Source organism: Stutzerimonas kunmingensis (assembly GCF_014764705.1).
Lineage (GTDB): Bacteria > Pseudomonadota > Gammaproteobacteria > Pseudomonadales > Pseudomonadaceae > Stutzerimonas.
In genome coordinates, this window is the sequence record NZ_JACXXG010000003.1 from 1 (window position 1) to 23014 (window position 23014).

The following is a 23014-nucleotide window of genomic DNA, read 5'->3' on the forward strand; positions in this document are numbered from 1 at the left end:
AGATCAACCGCAAGAGCGTGATCGTCCTGGCCGAGAACGGCACGAAACAGTACAAGGTCTCACCGGAATTGCTAAGGCCCCTTCGGGACGTAAAGTAAGTCCAGTACGTCGTGGAATGAACGCTTACGTTTCGAAAACCTGATCGATGTCTTCAAGCCCAGCCCGGACGTTGCGCCGCCGGCCGGAATGCTGCGTTTCTATGCCCATTACCTGAAGCAGGTCTGGCCGCTGATGACGGCTGTGCTGGTGGTGGGCTTTTTCGCGGCGCTGATCGAGGTGGCGCTGTTCAGCTTTCTCGGCCAGTTGATCGATATGGCTCAGGCGACCGATGACGCGCGGACCTTCTTTGCCGAGCACCGCAACGAGTTGCTGTGGATGGCGGCGGTGGCGCTGGTCATCCGGCCGCTGGTGTTCGGCCTGCACAACCTGCTGACGCATCAGGCGATCAATCCGGGGCTGACCAATCTGATCCGCTGGCAGAACCATCGGTACGTGCTCAAGCAAAGCCTGAACTTCTTCCAGAACGATTTCGCCGGGCGCATCGCTCAGCGCGTGATGCAGACCGGGCCGTCGCTGCGCGATTCGGCCATGCAGGTGATCGATGCGCTCTGGCATGTGGTGGTCTATGCCGGCAGCGCGCTGTATCTGTTCGCCGCTGCTGACCTGCGCCTGATCGTGCCCTTGCTGCTGTGGATCGTCGGCTACAGCGCCGCACTCTGGTACTTCGTGCCGCGTATCCGCGCGCGCTCGGCGGCGGCGTCCGCGGCGCGTTCGAAGGTGATGGGGCGGGTGGTGGACGGCTACAGCAACGTCGCCACGCTGAAGCTGTTCGCCCATTCGCGGGAGGAGGAGAGCTACGCCCGCGAGGCGATGCAGGAGCTGCTTGGCAAGTTCCGCCTGCAGTCGCGGGTGATCACCAGCCTGGATTTCCTCATCACCTGCATGAACGGCCTGTTGATCGTCGGCACCGGCGCGCTGGCGCTGTGGCTGTGGAGCGAGGCGCTGATCACCACAGGCGCCATCGCCCTGGCGCTGGGCCTGGTGATCCGCATCAACAACATGGCCGAGTGGATCATGTGGGTGGTCAACGGCATCTTCGAGAACGTCGGCACTGTGCAGGACGGCATGAAGAGCATCGTCCGGCCGCGCGATGTGCTCGACCCCGAGGACGCCAGGCCGCTGCAGGTGGAGCAGGGCGGCGTGCGCTTCGAGGATGTGCATTTCCATTACGGCAAAAGCGGCGGGGTGATCAGCGGGCTAAGCATCGACATTCGCCCGGGCGAGAAGATCGGCTTGGTCGGGCCGTCCGGCGCGGGCAAGTCGACACTGGTCAACCTGCTGCTGCGCCTCTATGACCTGGAAAGCGGGCGCATCCTGATCGACGGGCAGAACGTCGCCGAGGTCAGCCAGGAAAGCCTGCGCGCCAATATCGGCGTGGTCACCCAGGACACCTCCCTGCTGCACCGTTCGATCCGCGACAACCTGCGTTACGGCAAGCCCGACGCCACAGAGGAAGAACTCTGGGCCGCGGCGCGCAAGGCCCGCGCGGATGCGTTCATCAAGACCCTGGACGATAGCCAGGGCGGCAAGGGCTTCGAGGCGATGGTGGGCGAGCGCGGCGTGAAGCTCTCCGGCGGGCAACGGCAGCGCATCGCCATCGCCCGGGTGCTGCTCAAGGACGCGCCGATCCTGGTGCTCGACGAAGCCACCTCGGCGCTGGATTCGGAGGTCGAGGCGGCGATTCAGGAGAGTCTGGATACCCTGATGGAAGGCAAGACGGTGATCGCCATCGCCCACCGGCGGTCGACCATCGCGCGCATGGATCGGCTGGTGGTGATCGACCAGGGGCAGGTGATCGAGACCGGCACCCACGCCGAGCTGATCGCCCGCGGCGGGCTCTATGCGCGGCTGTGGCAGCACCAGACCGGTGGGTTTGTCGGAATGGATTGATTCGAACGGGCGTGGGATCGGTAGCGGGTGAGTTCGTCCAGGCGGTAGGAACATGGTGCACTCGCGGCACTCCCACGCAGCGCAGCAGGTCTGTATCAGCTGTCCGGCCGTTTTCTCAAGAAGCAAGCCCAAATTCAATCGAGCGCAGAGGTAACCATGAATATTTTCCTGACATCCTCCTTTGCTGAAGTCGTGGACTTGTTTGTCACGTTCACCAAAGGCGAGTGCAGCGGCAAGACGGTTACGTTGATTCCTACGGCAAGCCTTGCCGAGGAGGTCAATTCCTACCTTGTTGCGGCCAAGCACGCGCTTATCAAAGCCGGTCTGGTGATCGATGAGCTCGAGGTTTCAACTGCAACTCAGGGCGAGATCGTCAGCAAGCTCGAACGTGGCGATTACATCTATGTGTCCGGCGGCAACACGTTCTTTCTGCTGCAGGAGCTGAAGCGCACAGGCGCGGACAGGTTGATCGCGGAACAGGTCAGGGCCGGGAAGTGCTATATCGGCGAATCCGCCGGCTCCGCGATACTCGCCCCGAGCATTGACTATATTCGGGCGCTGGACGACGTCACTGCGGCGCCTGAGCTGGAGTCCTACACCGCACTGGGGCTGGTCGATTTCTACCCGCTGCCGCATTACCGGAATGCGCCGTTCGACGAGGCCGTCGAGCAGGTGCTGAAGGAGTATGGGCAGGCATTGGCGCTTCGCCCATTCAGCAATAACCAGGCGATCGTCATGTCGGGTGGTCACGCTGAAATCCAAACGAGCGGCAAACGAGGCTAACGCCAGCTTCAAGGCTTGCTGCTCTGCCAAGCCTCTATCAGTTACCAAATGACCTTGCCGCCGCTACCTCTGGAGCAGTGGCATGGCGCGAGCTTGCAAGGCCCTGAGCAACGCGCACGGCACATTCCGGTTCGTCGTCGCGCCACCTGAACCCTCATACACTGCGCTCACTCGTACCTCTAGCGCAGTCATTAACTGAGAGGGAGCCCACCATGAGCGATCGACAAGCCACCGTCCGCCACGATGCCGCGCAGCAGCGCTATGAGTTGCTGGTCGACGGCCAGCCGCTCGGCTTTGCCGAGTACAACGAGCAGGGCGAGCGGATGGTCTTTACCCATACCGAGGTCGACCCCAGCCTGTCCGGGCAGGGGCTGGGCAGTGTGCTGGCCAAGGCCGCGCTGGCGGATGCACGGCGCCGCGACAAGCGTGTGGTGCCGCAGTGCGAGTTCATCGCCAGCTACATCGAGCGCCACAAGGAATGGCAGGACCTGGTCGATCCGGCCTGAGGGTTCGCAGTCACCCCTGCAACAGCATCACGCTGGCCTTCGGCTTATCGACGGTGACGCCCGTGGATGCGGAGTGAGGGCGTCAGCCACTGTGTTGGGTTGGTGCATCGGAGGAGAAGCGCATGGATGGTCGAGAGTTTGTCTGGGCGCACTTCAAACTCAATGCCGAGCAGCGCCTGCGGGGCTTCAACTTCTTCGTGGTGCTGGCGATATTCGCCGATGGCGGTGTGCTGGCGGCGCTGCAGCGGGGCTTCTCACCGGGGCTGCTGATCCTGCTGGGCGCCTTCACCATGCTGCTGGCGCAGGTGTTCTGGCTGGTGGATGCGCGCAGCCGGCAGCCGGCAGCTGCTGGAGCTGACCATCGCGGCGCTGAAGGAGATGGAAGCCGAGTTTCCCGAGAGTTACCGGCTGTTCGCCACCGATGCCCGGGGGCAGAGCCGGGTGATCAGTTACACCTTCGCCATTCGCGTGCTGCTGCTGGCGCAGATGGGCTTCGGCCTCGGCGTGCTGGTTTATGGGTTCTCCCAGTGGTGACGACGGCGGGGCTGTCATCCGTCGCCGTCTGCGCTGAGCCGCCGAACGCGTGCGGCGGGCGCCCGGTCGGTATTGATAACCACCGGGAGATCTGACGATGTCGACTTCGAGCAATCTGTTATGGGCCGCCCTGGCGATCGGGGCGGTGACGGGCATGCGCAGCATGCTGGCGCCGATGCTGGTCAGCCGGGCGTTGAGCGAGCGCGATGATCTCGCCGGGGCGGGGGAGGCCGCGCAACTGCTGACGTCGGACACCGCGCAGACCTTTCTGCCAACGCTCGCGGCCAGCGAGATGATCGGCGACAAGATGCCCTTTGCGCCGGATCGCACCATCGTGCCGTCGATGATGTTTCGTGCGCTGTCCGGCGGCGTCAGCGCGGCCGCGTTGGCGGGTGTCCGTCGCGAGCCGGTGCTGGTGCCGGCGTTGCTCGGTGCGACGGCGGCGCTGGTCGCATCCAGGGTCGGGCTGAGCCTGCGCAAGCCCTATCAGCCGAGGCCGCTGGTCAATGCGGCCCTGGGTGCGGTGGAGGAATGTCTGGCGTTGGTGATTGGCCGAGCCGGGCTGCGGCGGGCGTTGGGCGAGGGTCGGCGCGGGCGGTAAGAAGCCATGTACTCCGCGCGTTTCGCGGGGCGGTGATGTGGACGCGTGGAAAAGGCGTTGCCGTTTTCCACCCTACGCGGGTTGCCCTCGGGACCCGTCAGTCCTGGCTGATCTCGGTCTTGTGCGGATTGCTCTGCAGCAAGCGCGCGTGGGCTTCGGGGTAGCGGTAGGCGAAGGTGGCGTGTTGCGCGGCCACTTCGGCCCGCAGTGCTTCGCGCTCGTGGGCGGGCAGCTTGGCCAGGTACTTTTGAGTGATGGCGTATTTGGCGGCCATCAGCTCGTCATGGGCTTCGCGCAGCTCCACTTCGTACGCCTTGGCGCGACGCTCGCGCAGGGCCGCCTGGTCGGTGTGCATGTTGCCGCCTTCATGCAGGACGAAGGCGCTCTTCGAGTCGCCTTCCGTCTGCTCCATGGCGGGTTGTGCGGCCCAGGCGCTCGAAGCGGCAAGGCAGAGCATCAGACAGGACGAGATGGTTCCCAGCGTAGGCATGGCGTGGCCCTCTACATGCTTGGCGGCGCTCGGGCCGCCTGAAGCGCCAGAATACGCCAGGTGCATCCAGCACTCAGCAGTCCGGCCCTGCGCCAATCGTCGCAGCAGGCTTAAGCCGTGATGGATTGCGCGTCGTCAGGGTGCGGCTGCCCGGTCGGGACATGACATAAAACGGGCCGCGTGATGCGGCCCGTGGTACTGCGCAGCAGCGGTCAGCTCGGTCGCTGGATCACGCAAATGCGGTCGCGGCAGAGGCCGGCGTCACGGGTGCCGACGCCGGGTGCCACTTCCGGCGTGTCAGGGCTGCTGCCGTGGCCGGTCGCGCCAGCACCGGTGGGTGCCGTGGTGGCGGTGGTTTCCGGGTAGTCGGTGCCGGCGCGCTTGGCCGCGCCGCCGATGTCATAGCGACCGGTGTCGGCCGAGCTGCGGTCGTTGTAATCGGTCGGATCGGCGCCGGGCGCGGTTGTATTGCCGATGTGGGCACCGTCGCCGGTGTGCGCGCCACTCAGAGGGCGGTCGCTGCCAGCGGTTGCCGTGCCGGTTGCGCTGAAGTGCTTGTCGAGGTGGCTGTCGCCGCTGGTCGCGCCAGCATAGGGACTGCTCGGGCCTGGATAGCCTTCGACTGCGCCGCTGCCGCCGCGCTCGTTGATGTCGATGGCACCGTTGTATTCCAGGGCATCGCGCGCCTTGGCCAGCTGATCTTCATCGTCGACATCCACAGCGATCACCAGCGCACCGCGGCGTACGGCATCTGGATAGGCGGTGGCGTAGTGGCGGTGCGTTTCGTGCGGTTCATGGCCGAACAGCGATTTGAAGAAGTGCGTGACCTTGGATTCGTGATGCGTACGATCCACCGGGACGTCGGGAGTGGTGGTGTAGGGCGCATCGTAGGCATGGATATCGGCGCTCTCGGCACCAATGGCGTGAATCTGTTCGCGCGCTATGCCCCGCGACATCAGATCGCCGCGGGTGCGGTTGGCGTCGGTCAGCGTTGCGAACGCTGCTACCAGTGTATGTCTCATGATCCACCTCACGTTGTGTTGAACAACCGGGTTGTGAGCGCTCTGCACCTGTCGCGATGGCGGCGGCCGTGTGCTGATGCTGGCCGCGTCTGTCGCGGATTTAACGGCGCTCATGAATATTGGGTAGGAGCGCACCGGCATAGTTCAGCGTGGAGGATCAGCGGTCGGAGGAGGGCCGTGCAGTCGCTGCGCGGAGGACTGCGCGGCGATTAGGGAGGTGGGCTGGGCAGCCTGCCTGCGCAAGATGGCGGGCGGTGGAAAGGCTTCGCGCCTTCCACCGCCCGATCCGGTTGCGCTTCAGTCGAGGTCGGCAGCGCTGTGGCGCTCGGGGGCCTGTTCGGATTCATCGCCCCAGGTGCGATTGACCTTGCGCCCGCGGATCACGGCCGGGCGCTCGGCGACCTCCGCGGCCCAGCGCTGGACGTGCTTGTAGTCCTGCACGGAAAGGAATTCGCCAGCGTCGTACAGCTCGCCCCGCGCCAGCACGCCGTACCAGGGCCAGATCGCCATGTCGGCGATGCTGTAGTCGTCACCGGCCACGTAGCGGTTCTCCGCCAGCTGGCGGTCGAGCACGTCGAGCTGGCGCTTTACCTCCATGGCGTAGCGGTTGATCGGGTACTCGTACTTCTCGGGCGCGTAGGCGTAGAAGTGGCCGAAGCCGCCGCCGAGGAAGGGCGCCGAACCCATCTGCCAGAACAGCCAGTTCAGCGTCTCGGTACGCGCACGGATTTCCGTGGGCAGGAAGGCGCCGAACTTCTCCGCCAGGTAGACCAGGATCGAACCGGACTCGAACACCCGTAGCGGTTTGCCTGCGACGCTGTGATCGGCCAGCGCGGGGATCTTCGAGTTCGGATTGATCTCGACGAAGCCGCTGCCGAACTGATCGCCCTCACCGATGTTGATCAGCCAGGCATCGTACTCGGCGCCGCTGTGGCCGGCGGCGAGCAGCTCCTCAAGCATGATCGAGACCTTCACGCCATTGGGCGTGGCCAGCGAGTAGAGCTGCAACGGATGCTTGCCCACCGGCAGCACCTTCTCCTCCCGCGCACCGGCGGTGGGGGCATTGATGCTGGCGAACTTGCCGCCCGAGGGCGCGTCGTGGGTCCAGACCTTCGGCGGGACGTAAGGGGTATCAGGCATGAACAATCTCCTCGGTGGCTCTGGGGATGTTCAGGGCATGCTACGCCCTCGGCCAGCGCTGTCGAAATCAAGCGGGTCGATATTGGTCATCAATGGGCGATGGTTTGTTCGGCGAGGGGGTTTTTGAGACGAACTAGAAATTTTTTTCCCGATCGGTAAAAAATCCAGTGCACCGGCCAGCAGTGGAGAGTATTTTCCCTATTGGGAAAAAAGCGGAAGTGAGCTGTTTCCGAAGGACAAATTGTACGGAACGGGAAAATGGCTGAGCCTACCGCATTTGTTTCGATGGCCGAGCTGGGCAAGATGATCCAGCGCACCCGCAAGGGTCAGGGGCTGCGTCTGGTGGACGCTGCCGGCCTATGTGGCGTGAGCGTGCGCTTTCTGAGCGAGTTGGAAAATGGCCGCGAGAGCTGTTCGTTCGGGCGGGTGCTGAACGTGTGTCATACGCTTGGCATCGAGCTGTTGGCGGCTAGACGTGACGGGAGCGACCTGTGAGCGGACTGCTCGGCGTCTACCGGGGTGATTGCCGTATCGGTGAGCTTTGGCTGGGTGACGACGGCCGCAGCATGGGTTTTCGTTATAGCGAAGCAGCGCGGTTTGCAATCTCCAATAGCTTGCCGCTTGCAACCGGTATGTTTGCGCCAAGGCTCGGCACGGCACACAACTGGTTTGCCAATCTGCTTCCCGAAGAAGCTTCGCGGCAGTTGCTGGTGAACCGGCTTGGGATCGCCGATGACGACTTTTCGCTGTTGGCCGCCATCGGTGGTGATTGTGCCGGTGCGTTGCGCATTGTTGACCCGGAGCGGGCCGATGCGTTGATCGAATCTGGCCAGGAACCGGTCGACCCCAATCAGCTGGCGCGGTGGGCGCAGGGTAAGGAGCGCTACGCCTTGTTCCAGCCGGGCAAGGCGACACGGCTTTCGCTTGCCGGCGCCCAGGACAAGATTCCCGTAATCCTCGAAGGCGGCCAGCTCTACCTCCCGCGCGGCACCGCCGCTTCTTCGCATCTGATCAAGTTCTCGCTAAAGCCGGCGTTGGTTTTCAACGAGCTCTATATGAACCGCCTGGCTCGGATCGCTGGGCTTGTGGTTCCCGACTCGCACGCAGGTCAGGCAGGGAAGGCTCACTATCTTGCTGTGACTCGTTACGATCGTGAGCGAGTGGATAACCAGATCGAGCGTGTGCACCAGGAGGACATGTGCCAGGCGCTTGGCTATCCGCGGCGGCTCAAGTACCAGGAAGAGGGCGGCCCGACGCTGGCTGCCTGCGCAGACCTGTTGCGCGCGGTGACGGCCATGCCTGCGCTGCAGGTGCGCCAGCTGCTGCGCTGGCAGATATTCAACGTGCTGGCCGGCAACAGCGATGGCCATGCCAAGAACATTTCGCTGTTACAAGACGCCAAGGGGCGCTGGTCATTGGCGCCGGCCTATGACCTGGTATGTACGATGGTGCTGCCATACAGCCCCAGTCTTGGTTTCGCGGTGGGCGGTAACTTCCATCCGCAGCAGCTGCGCAGAGCCGATTGGGAAGAGCTGGCGCGCCACATGGGCCTTGCGCCGCCGTTCGTACTTCGGGAGCTGCGGCAAATGCTGGATCTGATCGAGCCAGCTGCCAATAGCGCCGAGTTGCAAGCTGAACTGCAGACGGTTGGCATGGATGAGGTGGCTTGGGCGAAGGTGCAGCATGTGCGCAAATACGTCGTTCAGCAGTGCCGCCGCTACCGCAAGCTGTAGCGCCCAGGGTCCTTCCTTCATGACTGCCTACAGCCCACGCTAGCGCCTCGCTGTGTGAGATTGCCGCGAGCGTGGCAACCATAGTCAGTAATCGATCAGTGGTACTGACAACAAGCGGTGCCGACGATCCGGCATGCAGCGGTCGCGCTAGACTCCTTCCTACTGTCCCATCCACTCGGGGCCTAACCCGGATACAGGACGGCACGATGCCCCTCAGCAAACGCGATCAGACCCGTATGGAACGGCAACTTGCCAGTTGCCTGAGCCAGGCCTGCGAGGCGGGCAAGGCGGAGGTCGTCGGCTTCAGCTGGCTCGCCCATGAGGTCGATTACGCGCGCTTCCCCGAGAGCCTGCAGGTCACCTGGGTATTCGTCACCGAGGCACAGCGGGCGCTGGCGATTGGCCAAGGGCAGGGCGCGCGCATGCAGGCACTGACCCAGGCGGCGCTGGCCGAGGCAGGCATCGACATGAGCGCTCTGCGCGCACCGGTGCGCTCCGACAGCGAGGAAGCCTGCCGGCGCGACGATGGCGGTGACTGGCAACGTCGCCTAGCCCGCAACGCCACGACACGGCACTGACCGTGGGCAAGGACGTCGAGAATCCGTGCATTTCCGTCTGCAAGCTCACGGACGAAGTCTGTACCAGCTGCGGCCGCACCAAGGACGAGATCCGCAAATGGAAACGCATGAAGCGCCCGGACAAGAAGGCCGTCGTGGAGCGCGCGGCGCAGCGGTTGAAGGCGCTGAAAAAGAAGAAAAAGAAAGGCTGAGCCGAGCGATGGGGCGCCTCTGCTGTCGATGGCGGTCTGATCGTCCACCGCGCATCTGCATCGCAGGCGCTGATCCCGCGTCGTGCGCCTCAGGTGCAGAGGTGACGCAATCAATCCACCACGAACAGCTTTGCCCCCACTTGGGTAGATGAACGATGCGGCTCGGCGCCGTCGGCGACCTGGTAGCTCATGCCCGGCGTAAGGATGAAGCGGCGCCCATCAGGAAGCTCGGTGTGCAGTTCGCCTTCCAGGCACAGCAGGATATGGCCCTTGCTGCACCAGTGGTCGGCCAGATAACCCGGGGTGTACTCGACCAAGCGCACGCGGATGGGGCCAAACTGGCGGGTGCGCCAGTAAGCGCTGCCGGTTTCGCCTGGATGCAGGGTGGGTTCAATAGTCGCCCAGTCGGTAGTACCGAAGGGGAGGTCGTTGATGTCCATGTCTGACGCCTGTAGGCAATGAGTGAGTGGTCTTGCAGAAAAGCAGTGGTGATAGATACGGCGCCGTGGTGGCTTGAAGCCCACCGGATAGGCCGTTCCTGAGGCAACGAACGCCCGTACACGAACGAAAAAGCCGCTGCCCTCTCACGGGTACAGCGGCTTTTCGGTTACCGCACTAAAGCCTCAACCGCGGGCGCCGCGTACTCCGGCGCTGAGCTGGCGGCACAGGCCGAGCACACCTTCCACCGCGTCTTCCGGGCTCTTGGCCCCGGCGATCTGGTCGATCAGCGCCGAGCCCACCACCACGCCCTCGGTAAGCCGTGCGATGGCGGCGGCTTGTTCCGGCGTGCGGATGCCGAAGCCGACGCACACCGGCAGGTCAGTGTGGCGCTTGAGGCGCGCTACCGCTTCCTCGACGTGTTCCAGAGTGGCGGAACCTGCACCGGTCACGCCGGCCACCGAGACGTAGTAGACGAAGCCCGAGCTGCCGTTGAGCACGACCGGCAGGCGCTGGTCGTCGGTGGTCGGGGTGGTCAGGCGGATGAAGTCGATGCCGGCGCTCTGGGCCGGGTCGCAGAGTTCGTCGTTATGCTCCGGCGGCAGGTCGACGACGATCAGGCCGTCGACACCGGCTTCTTTCGCATCGCTGACGAAGCGCTCGACGCCATAGGCGAAGATCGGGTTGTAGTAGCCCATCAGTACCAGCGGGGTGATGCTGTTGGTTTCGCGGAATTCGCGGACCATCTGCAGCGTCTTCGGTAGATTCTGCTTCGCCGCCAGGGCGCGGATGTTGGCCAGCTGGATCGCCGGGCCGTCGGCCATCGGGTCGGTGAACGGCATGCCCAGCTCGATGACGTCGGCACCGGCATCCGGCAGGCCCTTGAGGATGGCGAGCGAGGTGGCGTAGTCCGGGTCACCGGCGGTCACGAAGGTCACCAGCGCGGCGCGGTTTTCCTGCTTCAGCTGTGCGAAGCGCGACTGCAGACGGGAGTTCACCGAGCTCATATATGTTCTTCCTGTTCGTCGTAGTGGTGCATGACGGTTTGCATGTCCTTGTCGCCGCGGCCGGAGAGGTTGACCACCATCAGGTGATCCCTGGGCAGCTTCGCCGCGCGCTTGAAGGCTTCGGCCAGGGCGTGGGCCGATTCCAGCGCGGGGATGATGCCTTCCAGGCGGCAGCACTGGTGGAAAGCTTTCAACGCTTCGTCGTCGGTGCAAGGCACGTATTCGACGCGCTTGATCTCGTGCAACCAGGCGTGCTCGGGACCTACGCCTGGGTAGTCGAGGCCGGCGGAGATGGAATGCGCGTCGGTGATCTGGCCGTCGGCGTCCTGCAGCAGGAAGGTGCGGTTGCCGTGCAGCACGCCCGGCGCACCGCCGGCCATGCTCGCGGCGTGCTTGCCGGTGTCGATGCCGTGACCGGCCGCCTCGACGCCGACGATCTGCACGGACTCGTCATCGAGGAACGGGTGGAACAGGCCGATGGCGTTGGAGCCGCCGCCGATGCAGGCGACCAGCGAGTCGGGCAGCCGGCCTTCCTTCTGCATGATCTGCTCGCGTACTTCGTTGCCGATCACCGACTGGAAGTCGCGCACCATGGCCGGGTAGGGGTGCGGGCCGGCGGCGGTGCCGATCAGGTAGAAGGTGTTGTGAACGTTGGTCACCCAGTCGCGCAGGGCTTCGTTCATCGCGTCCTTCAGCGTGCCGGTGCCGGCGGTGACCGGGATCACCTCGGCGCCCAGGAGCTTCATGCGGAAGACGTTGGCCTGCTGGCGCTCAATGTCGGTGGTGCCCATGTAGACCACGCACTGCATGCCGAAGCGCGCGGCCACGGTGGCGGTGGCCACGCCGTGCATGCCGGCGCCGGTCTCGGCGATGATGCGCTGCTTGCCCATCCGCTTGGCCAGCAGGATCTGGCCGATGCAGTTGTTGATCTTGTGCGCGCCGGTGTGGTTCAGGTCTTCGCGCTTGAGGTAGATCTTCGCGCCGCCGAACTGCTCGGTCAGGCGCTCGGCGAAGTACAGCGGGCTGGCGCGGCCGATGTAGTCACGCTGGAAATAGGCCAGCTCCTCGAGGAAGGCCGGATCGCTCTTGGCCTTCTCGTATTCGGCGGCCAGCTGGTTGATCAGCGGCATCAGGGTTTCGGCGACGAACTGGCCGCCGAAGCGGCCGAACAGGCCGCGGTCGTCGGGACCGCTGCGGTATGACGTCATGTGAGGCTCCTGTAACGGTTGCCGGGCCTGTGCTTGGGTACTTGTCCTGAACGCGTTTCGGCGCATTCGCGGTCAAGACCGCTGCCACAGGCGACGGATGATACGATCGCCTCAGGGTACGGCTATGGGCGCCGGGTTAAAAGCGATAAGATCGCCACGACCTGTCAGGAAAACTCACGCTTATGGCTCAGGATCTTCCCCCGCTCAACGCGTTGCGCGCCTTCGAGTCGGCCGCCCGCCTGGGTAGTGTCAGCGAAGCGGCGAGCGAGCTGCATGTCACCCACGGGGCCGTCAGCCGGCAGGTCAAGCAGCTTGAGGAGCAGCTGGGCATAGGCCTTTTCATCAAGGAAGGTCGTGGCGTAAAACTCACCGATGCCGGGGTGCGCTTGCGCGATGCCGCCAGCGAGGCCTTCGAGCGCCTGCGCAGCACCTGTGCCGAGCTGCAGCGGCAGACGGCCGAGGCGCCGTTCGTTCTCGGTTGTCCCGGCAGCCTGCTGGCGCGCTGGTTCATCCCGCGGCTGGACCGGCTCAATCGCGACCTGCCCGAGTTGCGTCTGCAGCTGTCTGCCAGCGAGGGCGAGCTGGATCCACGCAAACCGGGGCTGGATGCCACGCTGTGGTACGCCGAGCCGCCGTGGCCAGCGGACATGCAGGTGTTCGAGCTGGCCGTCGAGCGCATCGGCCCGGTACTCAGCCCCTACCATCCGCGCTGTGCCGAACTGCGCAGCGCACCGCCCGCGGCGTTGCTCGACGAAGCGCTGCTGCATACCGCCTCGCGCCCGCAGGCCTGGCCGAGCTGGGCTCGCCGGCAGCAGCTGGACCCCACGCAGCTGCGCCTCGGGCAGAGCTTCGAGCACCTGTACTTCCTTCTGGAGGCGGCACTGGCGGGGCTGGGTGTGGCTATCGCGCCGCAGCAGCTGGTCGCCGACGATCTGAAATCGGGGCGGCTGCTCGCGCCCTGGGGTTTCGTCGAAACCAGCGCCCGGCTGGCGCTCTGGGTGCCGGCACGGCGGCTGGATCGGCGTGCCGAGCGCCTGGCGGCGTGGCTGCGGGACGAGTTGCGCAGTGCGCAGAAGCCCGGATAAAGAGCCAGGCGGAAGCATCGGCGTGGCTATTCATGATCGAGATCGCTCCCACAGAGCGGAGCTCCTTTGGATGCGGTTCGTTCTGTGGCATGAATGCGGCGATTGGAAAGCGCAGATCGCTACGGGCGCGAACAGCGGGTGGTTACTCGCGCGTGCTGCATGACGCAACTCGCCCTGACCGCGCGCCCGCGGCCGCTTGAACTCGGTCGTCGCCATCGAGTCCTACGCCGCACGGCAGCGGAGCGATCAACGATCGCAGCGGTTTTTTCCGATGCCTTCTTCTGCCTCGAAAGGACTTAGCGAATGAATGCTTGCGCTTCTGCTGCGATGCTCGCGGCCGGCCTGCTGTTGGCGGCGGCTGCCCATGCTCAACCGATCGAACTGGATGGTATCGAGCTGTCACGGGATGTGCCCTGCCTTGGCAAGGACGTAAACATCTCCGGTAACGCCAACAAGATCAGCCTCACTGGGGACTGTGGTGTGGTGCAGGTCTACGGGACAGACCATGAGATCAGCCTGGAAAAGGCGTCCGCGTTGGAAGTGTCCGGCATCGGAAACAGCGTAACGGCGAAGTCCGTCGACCGCCTGACCGTGGACACCAACAAGAACCATATCCGCACCACCATCCTCGGGCGTGGCCAGACGGCGATCGTCGAAGTGTCGGGCGCCGAGCATGGGCTGGAGCTGGCGTTCGACGGCCCGGCGCAGGTCACTGTGGCTGGCATCGACAACCGCTTGCAGTGGAGCGGTGATGAGCCGGCGATGTCCTTGTCCGGCGCTGGTCATCAGATCGACCGGCGATAGGCGGACTTCGCCGTCCGGGCGATTGGTCGTGCGGCACGATTCGCCGCACGACCGGGGCTCAGCTGGCCAGGGCGGTCTGCGAAGCGACCTCTGCGGCGGCGACTTTTTCCTCGGCGTAGCCGCGCGGGTTGCGGCTCTGCCAGCGCCAGGCGTCGGCGAGCATGGTGGTCAGGTCCTTTTCGGCGCGCCAGCCGAGTTCCTGTTCGGCCTTGGTCGGGTCCGACCAGCACTGGGCGATGTCGCCGCTGCGGCGTGGCTTGATCACGTGGGGCAGGGGGCGCCCGGTGACTTCCTCGAAGGCGGTGATCATCTCGTGTACCGAGTGGCCCTTGCCGGTGCCGAGGTTCCACGTGGAAACACCATGAATCAGCTGCAGTCGCTCCAGCGCTTTCAGGTGCCCCTTGGCCAGATCGACCACGTGAATGTAGTCACGCACGCCGGTGCCGTCCGGGGTCGGGTAGTCGTTGCCATAGACGTTCAGTTGCTTTCGACGACCGACCGCGACCTGCAGCATGTAGGGCAGCAGGTTGTTCGGTACGCCGTTGGGGTCTTCGCCGATCAGCCCTGACTCGTGGGCGCCGATGGGGTTGAAGTAGCGCAGCAGGCCGATCGACCAGCGCGGATCGGAGTCGGCCAGGCCCTTGAGCACGTTCTCGGCCATCAGCTTGGACTGGCCGTAGGGGTTGGTCGGCACGCCGGTGGGGCGGTCCTCGGTGATCGGCATCACCGGCGATTCACCGTAGACCGTCGCCGATGAGCTGAACACCAGCTTGAACACGCCGGCTTCGGCCATCGCCTGGCACAGCGCGATGCTGCCGCCGACGTTGGTTTCGTAGTAGCGCAGCGGCTCGCGCACGCTTTCGCCAACAGCCTTGAGCCCAGCGAAGTGCATCACCGCGCTGATCGGGTAGGCAGCGAACAGCGCCTTGAGCAGCGAGCGATTGCGCACATCGCCCCTGACGAACTGCAGCGGTCGCCCGGCGAGCTGCTCGACTCGGTCCAGAGCGGCCTGCGAGCTGTTGCACAGATTGTCCAGCACCAGCACTTCATGCCCGGCCTGCAGCAGTTCGAGCACCGCGTGTGAGCCGATGTAGCCGGCCCCTCCTGTTACCAGAATCATCTGTCTACCTCCGCATTCGCTGTCTTTTCGACACGCTCGGGACACTGCGGCTGGCCAGTGAATGGCGCTGCATGAGTCTCCGTAATCTGGAATCGGCGAAACGGAACGGGACGGCGACGACGAGCTGCGCGCGTGGTTCCGGTGCCGGTGTTAAGGCGTCCTGTTGATACGGACGGGGCAAGGTTCTGGCGAGTTCCATCCAGCCGCCGGACGGCCGACGGGCTGCGCTATCGGATGATTGGCGGGAACCCGAACCGCCGATTGCCGTCCACTACCGGCGGGCGACGCGGGTTGCAGGGCATCTGACGGCTCGTAGTCGTGGCGCGATGACACGCCTTACGCAGGGCAGCGCTGGCATCGACGTGGCATGGTGAGTGGGCAGGAACGCCCGGGCACGGCTACCGAAATGAGGTGCTACATGAGTTGGGCCGGCCCGTTCCAGTACGACATCGGTAAATCCCGCAACGCGCAGCAGGCGCCGGCCGAAGTGGTCTTCGACGACCAGATCCCGACGCTGCTGTGCCTCTCGCATCTGCGCTGGAGCTTCGTCTACCAGCGCCCGCAGCACCTGATGTCGCGCTTCGCCCGCGACTACAACGTGCTCTTCCACGAAGAACCCATTCCCACCGAGGACGCCCAGCCCTGGCTGGAAGTACGCCCCGAGGAGAATGGCGTGCAGGTGCTGATCCCGCGGCTGCCCGCCGGTTGCGAGGGGGACGAGGCGATCCGCGTGCAACGCCAGCTGCTCGACGACTACCTGGAAAAGCTCGGCGTGGGCGAGCTGATGCTCTGGTACTACACGCCGATGAGCCTAGCCTTCTCCGATCACCTGGCGCCGAACCTGATCGTCTACGACTGCATGGACGAGCTCTCGGCTTTTCGCGGGGCGCCGCCGCAGCTGATCGAGCGCGAGGTGGAGCTGATGTGCCGCGCCAACCTGGTCTTCACCGGCGGCTACAGCCTCTACGAGGCCAAGCGCCAGCGCCACGACAACGCCCACCCGTTCCCCAGCAGCGTGGATGTCGCGCACTTCGCCGCCGCGCGCCGGCCGCAGCATGACCCGGATGACCAGGCGGAAATTCCCCGTCCGCGTCTGGGCTTCTACGGCGTGATCGACGAGCGCCTGGACCTCGAACTGATCGAGCAGGTCGCGCGGATGAAGCCGGAGTGGCAGATCGTGCTGATCGGCCCGGTGGTCAAGATCGACCCGGCCGAGCTGCCGCAGCGCGACAACATCCACTACCTCGGCGGCAAGACCTACGACGAGCTGCCGCAATACCTGTCGGGCTGGGACGTGGCGATCATGCCGTTCGCACTGAACGAATCGACCCGCTTCATCAGCCCGACCAAGACCCCCGAATACCTCGCCGGTGGCTGCCCGGTGGTGTCCACGCCGATCACCGATGTGGTGCGTACCTACGGTGACACCGGCATCGTGCGCATCGCCGACAGCGCCGAGGCGTTCGTCGCCGCCACCGAAGCCGCCCTGGCCGACGCCGAGGACCGCGATGCGCTGTTGGCCAAGGCCGACGAGATCCTCGGCGACATGTCCTGGGATCACACCTGGAGCCTGATGAAGGAGAAGATGCAATGCGCGATATGAGCCCGCAGGACAGCAACCCGGAACGTCTCGGCGGCGGTGCCGGCGAAGAGCCGCAGGCGCGCAGGCGCGGCTTCGATTACCTGATCGTCGGCGCCGGTTTCGCCGGCAGCGTGCTCGCCGAGCGGCTGGCCAGGGGCTTGAACAAGCGCGTGCTGGTGGTCGACCGGCGCCCGCATATCGCCGGCAACGCCTACGATTACCACGACGAATCCGGCGTGCTGATTCACCGCTACGGCCCGCACATCTTCCACACCAACGCCCAGCGCATCGTCGACTACCTCTCGCAGTTCACCGAGTGGCGCCCCTACGAACACCGCGTGCTGGCGCAAGTGGATGGCCAGCAGGTGCCGATCCCGATCAACATGACCACGCTGAACAGGCTCTACGGTCTGAACATGACCACCGAAGAGGAGGCGGCCGACTTTCTCGCCAGCCGCGCCGAGCCGGTGGAGAACATCCAGACCAGCGAGGATGTGGTGATCAACGGCATCGGCCGCGAGCTGTACCAGAAGTTCTTCCGCGGCTACACCCGCAAACAGTGGGGGCTGGACCCGTCGCAGCTGGACAAGTCGGTGACATCGCGCATCCCCACGCGCACCAACACCGACGACCGCTATTTCACCGACAGCTTCCAGCAGATGCCCAGGCATGGCTACACGAAGATGTTCGAGAAGATGCTGGCGCACCCCAACATCAAGGTCATGCTCAACACCGATTACCGCGAGATCCGCGACGAGGTGCAGCATGATCATTTGATCTTCTGCGGGCCGATCGACGAGTACTTCGATTACCGCTTCGGCAAGCTGCCGTACCGCTCGCTGAAGTTCGAGCACAAGCAGCTCGAGCAGGAGCAGTTCCAGGCGGTGGGCACGGTCAACTACCCGAGCGAAGACGTGCCCTACACGCGCATCAGCGAGTACAAGCACCTCACCGGACAGATCCACCCGAAGACCAGCATCACCTACGAATATCCTGCGGCCGAGGGCGATCCCTACTACCCGATCCCACGGCCAGAGAACGCCGAGTTGTACAAGCGCTACCAGCAGCTGGCGGACGAGACGCCTGGCGTGACCTTCGTCGGCCGGCTCGGCACCTACAAGTACTACAACATGGATCAGGTGGTGGGGCAGGCGCTGGCGCTGTACAAGCGCATCGAGGAAGCCGAGCTGGCAACGCAGCCGCAAGCGGTGCCCGAGCAACTCGGCTGAAGCGCAGCGGTCGTTATGCCTGAGGCTCGCCGGACGACGGCGAGGCCTCGGCCGCCCTGACGGCCATCGAGTCATCCATGAGGTCAGCGATGCATCACCCCAGTCTGTTCAAGAGCTTTTTCCTTGGCGGTTTCGAGTGTTCCAACCACCGGCGCAGCGACGGGCGCCGTCTCGATCTGATCGCCGCGACCGGCCATGACCGCTGGGCCGCGCACGACTACGCCGAGCTGCACCGGCATGGCCTGCACAGCGTGCGCGATGGCCTGCGCTGGCACCTGATCGAGCGCACGCCGGGGCAGTACGACTGGTCGAGCTTCCTGCCGATGCTGCAGGCGGCGCAGCGCCAGGGCACCCAGGTGATCTGGGATTTGTGCCATTACGGCTGGCCGGACGACATCGACATCTGGCGACCGCAGTTCGTCGAGCGCTTCGCGCGCTATGCCGCCGCGGCCGCGCAGCTGATCAAGGACGAGACCGGCGAGGTGCCGTTCTATGCACCGCTCAACGAGATTTCCTTCTGGGCCTGGGCCGGTGGCGACGAGGCCTATTTCAATCCGATGGCCCGCGGCCGTGGTTTCGAACTCAAGCACCAACTGGTGCGCGCCACCATCGCCGCGATGCAGGCGATCCGCGCGGTCGAGCCACGGGCGCGCTTCGTCCAGGTCGATCCGGCCATCCATGTGGTCGCGGGCAACGACCGGCCCGGCCCACAGCGAGACGCCGAGCGTTTCCGCCAGTCGCAATTCGAGGCCTGGGACATGCTATGCGGCGAGCAATGGCCGGGGCTTGGCGGCGCGCCGGAGTACCTCGACGTGCTGGGCATCAACTACTACTCGAACAACCAGTGGTACCACGGTGATGGCCGTACCATCGAGCGCGACAACCCGGATTACCGACCATTCAAGGGCATCCTGCGGGAAATCCATCAGCGTTATGGGAGGCCGTTGCTGATAGCCGAAACCGGCGCCGAAGGCGACGTGCGCGGGGACTGGCTGCGCTATGTCAGCGAGCAGGCCGGGTTGGCCATGCAGGCCGGGGTGCCGGTGGAAGGCATCTGCCTGTATCCGGTGCTGGATTACCCGGGCTGGACCGATGAGCGGCACTGCCCGGTCGGGCTGCTCGGCTTTCCCGACGAAAACGGCAAGCGCTGCGTGCATGAAGGGCTGGCTGATGAACTGCGGCTGCAGCAGATGCGTTTCAGCCACTCCAGCCCGACTCTACAGCTAGCCGAAGCCACGCCATGAACCAGGCGGCCGCCGTGCCTCAGGCCAAGCCGGACGAGCTGCCGCTACCCAGCCGCCCGGTCGCCTTTCTCTGGCATTACATCTGCGCCCGGCCCTGGCATTTCGGTGGCCTGCTGGCGCTGATCATCGGCGCGGCCAGCTGCGCGGTGGCGGTGCAGTACGGCATGAAGCTGCTGGTCGACGCCATGGCCCAGGGCACTGCGGATCGCGCGTCGGCCAACGTCTGGTGGCCGTTGGGGCTGTTCATCGGCCTGATCGTCAGCGAGAACGTGCTGTGGCGCCTGGGTGGCTGGCTGGGCTGCCGCACCGTGGTGGCCAGCGTGGTGGATATCCGCGTCGACCTGTTCAGGCACCTGACCGGCCACCCGATGCGTTATTTCACCGAGCATTTCGCCGGCTCGCTGGGCAATCGCATCTCTGCCGTTGGCCAGGCGGCTGGCGCCATCTACGGCGGGCTGGCCTGGAAGATCGTGCCGCCGATCGTCGACTTTCTCGGCGCCGTGGTGGTGCTGTTCACCGTCGGCTGGCAGATGGCGGTGGCGCTGATCGTCTTCGTCGCCATTGTCGCCGCGCTGATCACCGGCTTCGGTATCCGCGGCCGCGCCAAGCATCAGCGTTTCGCCGCGCAATCGGCGCGGGTCGGCGGCGAGCTGGTGGACGCGGTCTCCAACGTCTGGACGATCAAGGCCTTTTCCGCCCGCGACCGCGAGGCCGAACGCCTGGCCCATGAGATCGGCTACGAGGCCCGTGCCCAGCGACGCAGCTGGATGTACCTGGAAAAGGCCCGTGTGATGCACGACATCTGCCTGTCGGTGATGGCCGGCGGCATGCTGATCTGGGCGATCCAGCTGTGGATCGGCGGTTCGGTCACCGCCGGTGACGTGGTGCTGGTCAGCGCGTTGACCTTTCGTATCCTGCACGGCTCACGTGACCTGGCCCTGGCGCTGGTGGACGCCACCCAGCAGCTCGGCGCCATCGACGACACCCTGCGCATCATCGTCCAGCCCCACGGTCTGGAGGACACCGATACCCAGCTGATGCTAGCCGAAGGCGACATCACCTTCGAGCGCATCCGCTTCGCCTATCCGGGCCGCGGCGTGGTGTTCGAGGATCTCGACCTGCACATTCCGGCAGGGCAGAAGGTCGGCGTGGTGGGCTCGTCCGGGGCCGGCAAGTCGACCCTGATCAACCTGCTGCAGCGCCTCGACGACGTGCAGAGTGGCCGCATCCTGGTCGACGGCCAGGATATTCGCAGCGTCAGCCAGGACAGCCTGCGCGAAAAGATCGCCGTGGTCCCGCAGGAGACCGCGCTGTTCAACCGCAGTATCCGCGAGAACATCCGCTACGGGCGCCCGGACGCCAGCGATGAAGAGGTGGTCGAGGCGGCGCGCAGCGCCTTCTGCGACGGTTTCATCCGTGAACTGCCGCAGGGCTACGACACCCTGGTCGGCGAGCGCGGCGTGATGCTCTCCGGCGGCCAGCGCCAGCGCCTGGGCATCGCCCGGGCATTCCTCAAGGACGCGCCGATCCTGATCCTCGACGAGGCCACCTCGGCGCTCGATACCCAATCCGAGGCGGAGATCCAGGCAGCCCTGAACAACCTGGTCCATAACCGCACCGTGGTAGCCGTCGCGCACCGCTTGTCCACGCTTGCGAGCTTCGACCGCATCATCGTGCTGCGTGACGGCCGCATCGTCGAAGACGGCCCGCCGCAGGAGCTGCGCCGCCACGGCGGTGAGTTCGATGCGCTGTGGCGCATGCAGGCCGACGGCTTCGCCCAGCAAGCCGATCCCAGCGCATGAAACGCGCAGCGGTGACCTCGCGCAGCCTGCGCTCGCTTGGCTACGACTCCGAGCAGCAAGTGCTGGAAGTGGAATTCAGCAGCGGCGCGCTGTACCGCTATGAAGAGGTCCCGCCCGATGCGGTGCAGGCCTTGCTCGAAGCCGACTCGCTGGGCCGGCATTTCAATCAGGTGTTCAAGCCGCAGCATTACCGCTATCGGCGCGTGGAGTGATCGTGCCGGGAACCGCGTGGATAAGCTGCGCGTTATCCACCAGGGTGATTCGCCGCCCGCCATCGGCGGATCGACCGTTCCGCTGAACTTCCGGGGCGCTCTGCGGGCCTCAATCAACAGGACGCGTCATTACCGAGCGGAGGCTCTTCAGACCAGAAGGGGATTGTTCAATGTCGGATCATCACACGTACAAGAAGATTGAAATCGTCGGCTCCTCGCGCAACAGCGTCGACGAAGCGATTCAAAACGGCATCGCCGAAGCCAGCAGCAAGCTGCAGAACGTCGAGTGGTTCGAGGTTGGCGAGATTCGCGGCCACGTCGAGAACGGCAAGGTCGGGCATTTCCAGGTGACCATGAAGGTCGGCTTCCGCCTCGAGAACAGCTGATCGCCACGCGCGGCCGCCGTTCAGTCGGCGGCAGCGCGGCTGCGTTCGTAGCGACGCAGTAGCGGCTGGGTGCTGAGTCCGTGCAGCACGATGCTCAGCGCTACCACCGATAACACCAGGCCGATGATGGTATGCGCTTCGTCCGGCAGCTGGCAGCCAGCGCAGGAAGGCCGAGGCGAGGGCGAGGATCAGCAGCAGGACGCCGAGCACGGCCATCCATTCGAGAAAATTCATGCGTGTTCCGATGGCGGGGCGCGGTGTTGCGCCCAGGTGTGTGTGCCATTGGAACGGTGGCCGGCGGCAGGGTTCGCCGACAGGGCCGAGGTAGGCCGCCGCCGGTCAGGGCAGCGGCCGGTTTTCTACTGGCGCAGCTCGGCGACGATCTCGAAGGCGCGATGGCGGTCGGCGGTTTCGTAGAGGTCGCAGGTGAAGATCAGCTCGTCGGCCTGGGTTTGCTCGAGCAGTACGTCGAGACGCGCGCGAACCTTTTCCGGGCCGCCGATCAGCGCCAGGCCGAGGAAATCGCCCACGGCCTGCTGCTCATGCGGCAGCCACAGGCCCTGCATGCTCTGCACCGGCGGGCGCAGCACCAGGCTCTGGCCGCGGATCAGCGAGAGAATGCGCTGATAGACGCTGGTCACCAGGTACTCGGCGTGCTCGTCGCTGTCGGCGGCGATCAGCGGTACGCCGAGCATCACGTAGGGCTTGTCGAGCACCGCCGAAGGCTTGAAGTTGTCTCGGTAGAGCTTGATCGCCTGGTGCATGTAGCGCGGCGCAAAGTGCGAGGCGAAGGCGTAGGGCAGGCCCTTGGCCGCGGCCAGCTGGGCGCTGAACAGGCTGGAGCCGAGCAGCCAGATCGGTATGTTGCTGTCGACGCCGGGCATGGCGATGACGCGCTGATTGGGCTGTCGCGGACCGAGCAGCAGCTCCAGCTCCTCGACGTCCTGCGGGAAGTCGTCGGCGCTGCCCATGCGGTCGCGGCGCAGCGCATGGGCGGTGAACTGATCGGCGCCGGGCGCGCGACCGAGCCCGAGGTCAATGCGGCCCGGGTAGAGCGCTTCCAGCGTGCCGAACTGCTCGGCGATCACCAGCGGCGCGTGATTCGGCAGCATGACCCCACCGGCGCCGAGGCGGATGCGCTTGGTGTTGGCGGCCAGGTAGCCGAGCAGCACCGCGGTGGCGGCGCTGGCGATGCCGTCCATGTTGTGGTGCTCGGCCACCCAGAAGCGCTGAAAGCCAAGCCCCTCGACGTGGCGCGCCAGGGCCAGGGCATTGTGCAGCGCCTGGGCCGGCGTGCCGTCGTCGCGGATCGGCGCCAGGTCGAGAGCGGAGAAGCGGGTGTTTGCAATGCGGGACATCGTTTACCTCA

General features: G+C 65.2%; 25 protein-coding genes. 17 read left to right on the forward strand and 8 right to left on the reverse strand.

Translation table 11 applies throughout. The features are described 5' to 3' along the window. Positions 1-138: 138 nt before the first annotated feature. The 5 genes from IEG05_RS03430 (at position 139) to IEG05_RS03450 (ending at position 4374) form a co-directional block, all read left to right on the forward strand. The gene (locus IEG05_RS03430) at positions 139-1950 is read left to right on the forward strand and encodes an ABC transporter ATP-binding protein (RefSeq protein ID WP_191121708.1); all 1812 of its coding nucleotides are present in this window, start codon (positions 139-141) and stop codon (positions 1948-1950) included. A 156-nt stretch (positions 1951-2106) separates the two neighbouring features. Next, the gene (locus tag IEG05_RS03435; RefSeq protein WP_191121663.1) at positions 2107-2733 is read left to right on the forward strand and encodes a Type 1 glutamine amidotransferase-like domain-containing protein; all 627 of its coding nucleotides are present in this window, start codon (positions 2107-2109) and stop codon (positions 2731-2733) included. A gap of 212 nt (positions 2734-2945) precedes the next feature. After that, a complete protein-coding gene (locus IEG05_RS03440) occupies positions 2946-3239 on the forward strand; it encodes a GNAT family N-acetyltransferase (protein WP_042925877.1) in 294 nt (97 codons plus the stop codon). A 321-nt stretch (positions 3240-3560) separates the two neighbouring features. Further along, a complete protein-coding gene (locus tag IEG05_RS23220) occupies positions 3561-3773 on the forward strand; it encodes a hypothetical protein (RefSeq protein ID WP_224742674.1) in 213 nt (70 codons plus the stop codon). A 97-nt stretch (positions 3774-3870) separates the two neighbouring features. Beyond that, on the forward strand, positions 3871-4374 hold the full coding sequence (locus tag IEG05_RS03450; RefSeq protein WP_046617366.1) for a DUF4126 family protein: 504 nt from the start codon (positions 3871-3873) through the stop codon (positions 4372-4374). Positions 4375-4471: 97 nt separating this feature from the next. On the opposite strand, the gene IEG05_RS03455 is transcribed toward IEG05_RS03450, so the two are convergent. The 3 genes from IEG05_RS03455 to yghU form a co-directional block, all read right to left on the reverse strand. Further along, the gene (locus IEG05_RS03455; RefSeq protein ID WP_046617500.1) at positions 4472-4864 is read right to left on the reverse strand and encodes a hypothetical protein; all 393 of its coding nucleotides are present in this window, start codon (positions 4862-4864) and stop codon (positions 4472-4474) included. A 212-nt stretch (positions 4865-5076) separates the two neighbouring features. Further along, on the reverse strand, positions 5077-5886 hold the full coding sequence (locus IEG05_RS03460) for a hypothetical protein (protein WP_191121664.1): 810 nt from the start codon (positions 5884-5886) through the stop codon (positions 5077-5079). A gap of 297 nt (positions 5887-6183) precedes the next feature. After that, a complete protein-coding gene (gene yghU / locus IEG05_RS03465) occupies positions 6184-7026 on the reverse strand; it encodes a glutathione-dependent disulfide-bond oxidoreductase (RefSeq protein WP_023446402.1) in 843 nt (280 codons plus the stop codon). A 258-nt stretch (positions 7027-7284) separates the two neighbouring features. Between yghU and IEG05_RS03470 the strand changes: the two genes are divergently transcribed. The 4 genes from IEG05_RS03470 (at position 7285) to IEG05_RS03485 (ending at position 9528) form a co-directional block, all read left to right on the forward strand. After that, positions 7285-7521: a helix-turn-helix domain-containing protein gene (locus tag IEG05_RS03470; RefSeq protein ID WP_224742675.1), complete on the forward strand. Its 237-nt coding sequence runs from the start codon at positions 7285-7287 to the stop codon at positions 7519-7521. Continuing rightward, on the forward strand, positions 7518-8759 hold the full coding sequence (locus IEG05_RS03475) for a type II toxin-antitoxin system HipA family toxin (RefSeq protein ID WP_052742188.1): 1242 nt from the start codon (positions 7518-7520) through the stop codon (positions 8757-8759). Before IEG05_RS03470 ends, IEG05_RS03475 begins: the two co-directional genes overlap by 4 nt. 206 nt (positions 8760-8965) lie before the next feature. Next, on the forward strand, positions 8966-9337 hold the full coding sequence (locus tag IEG05_RS03480; RefSeq protein WP_191121665.1) for a hypothetical protein: 372 nt from the start codon (positions 8966-8968) through the stop codon (positions 9335-9337). A gap of 2 nt (positions 9338-9339) precedes the next feature. Then, positions 9340-9528, forward strand: coding sequence for a DUF1289 domain-containing protein (locus IEG05_RS03485; RefSeq protein ID WP_046617369.1), 189 nt, complete (start codon positions 9340-9342; stop codon positions 9526-9528). Between the two features lie 110 nt (positions 9529-9638). Here IEG05_RS03485 and IEG05_RS03490 read toward each other — a convergent pair whose 3' ends face one another. From IEG05_RS03490 to trpB, 3 genes are all read right to left on the reverse strand, one after another. Continuing rightward, the gene (locus IEG05_RS03490) at positions 9639-9968 is read right to left on the reverse strand and encodes a DHCW motif cupin fold protein (RefSeq protein WP_042925870.1); all 330 of its coding nucleotides are present in this window, start codon (positions 9966-9968) and stop codon (positions 9639-9641) included. 183 nt (positions 9969-10151) lie between these two features. After that, positions 10152-10973 carry a tryptophan synthase subunit alpha gene (gene trpA, locus IEG05_RS03495; RefSeq protein WP_046617370.1) on the reverse strand — a complete coding sequence of 274 codons (822 nt, stop codon included), beginning with the start codon at positions 10971-10973 and terminating at the stop codon, positions 10152-10154. Beyond that, a complete protein-coding gene (gene trpB / locus IEG05_RS03500; RefSeq protein WP_046617371.1) occupies positions 10970-12181 on the reverse strand; it encodes a tryptophan synthase subunit beta in 1212 nt (403 codons plus the stop codon). Before trpB ends, trpA begins: the two co-directional genes overlap by 4 nt. 182 nt (positions 12182-12363) lie before the next feature. On the opposite strand from trpB, the gene IEG05_RS03505 reads away from it, so the two are divergent. Both IEG05_RS03505 and IEG05_RS03510 read left to right on the forward strand, forming a co-directional pair. Then, the gene (locus tag IEG05_RS03505) at positions 12364-13266 is read left to right on the forward strand and encodes a LysR family transcriptional regulator (RefSeq protein WP_046617372.1); all 903 of its coding nucleotides are present in this window, start codon (positions 12364-12366) and stop codon (positions 13264-13266) included. A gap of 303 nt (positions 13267-13569) precedes the next feature. Beyond that, positions 13570-14070: a DUF3060 domain-containing protein gene (locus tag IEG05_RS03510; RefSeq protein ID WP_046617373.1), complete on the forward strand. Its 501-nt coding sequence runs from the start codon at positions 13570-13572 to the stop codon at positions 14068-14070. A 58-nt stretch (positions 14071-14128) separates the two neighbouring features. On the opposite strand, the gene galE is transcribed toward IEG05_RS03510, so the two are convergent. Next, positions 14129-15190, reverse strand: coding sequence for a UDP-glucose 4-epimerase GalE (gene galE, locus IEG05_RS03515; RefSeq protein WP_046617374.1), 1062 nt, complete (start codon positions 15188-15190; stop codon positions 14129-14131). Between the two features lie 418 nt (positions 15191-15608). Here galE and IEG05_RS03520 point away from each other — a divergent pair, with 418 nt between their 5' ends. The 6 genes from IEG05_RS03520 to IEG05_RS03545 all read left to right on the forward strand — a co-directional run bounded on the left by IEG05_RS03520 (position 15609) and on the right by IEG05_RS03545 (position 21645). Next, positions 15609-16793: a glycosyltransferase family 1 protein gene (locus IEG05_RS03520; RefSeq protein ID WP_046617376.1), complete on the forward strand. Its 1185-nt coding sequence runs from the start codon at positions 15609-15611 to the stop codon at positions 16791-16793. Then, a complete protein-coding gene (gene glf / locus IEG05_RS03525; protein ID WP_046617377.1) occupies positions 16781-18001 on the forward strand; it encodes a UDP-galactopyranose mutase in 1221 nt (406 codons plus the stop codon). The genes IEG05_RS03520 and glf overlap by 13 nt, the downstream gene beginning before the upstream one ends. An 89-nt stretch (positions 18002-18090) precedes the next feature. Further along, positions 18091-19245, forward strand: coding sequence for a glycoside hydrolase family 1 protein (locus IEG05_RS03530; protein WP_046617378.1), 1155 nt, complete (start codon positions 18091-18093; stop codon positions 19243-19245). Then, on the forward strand, positions 19242-21047 hold the full coding sequence (locus tag IEG05_RS03535) for an ABC transporter ATP-binding protein (RefSeq protein WP_046617379.1): 1806 nt from the start codon (positions 19242-19244) through the stop codon (positions 21045-21047). Before IEG05_RS03530 ends, IEG05_RS03535 begins: the two co-directional genes overlap by 4 nt. Then, entirely contained in the window at positions 21044-21259 is a 216-nt protein-coding gene (locus tag IEG05_RS03540) for a KTSC domain-containing protein (RefSeq protein WP_046617380.1), read from the forward strand. Before IEG05_RS03535 ends, IEG05_RS03540 begins: the two co-directional genes overlap by 4 nt. 170 nt (positions 21260-21429) lie before the next feature. Further along, entirely contained in the window at positions 21430-21645 is a 216-nt protein-coding gene (locus IEG05_RS03545; protein ID WP_014818555.1) for a dodecin, read from the forward strand. A 359-nt stretch (positions 21646-22004) separates the two neighbouring features. Here IEG05_RS03545 and IEG05_RS03550 read toward each other — a convergent pair whose 3' ends face one another. Beyond that, positions 22005-23003: an LLM class flavin-dependent oxidoreductase gene (locus IEG05_RS03550; protein ID WP_046617381.1), complete on the reverse strand. Its 999-nt coding sequence runs from the start codon at positions 23001-23003 to the stop codon at positions 22005-22007. Between the last annotated feature and the right edge of the window lie 11 nt (positions 23004-23014).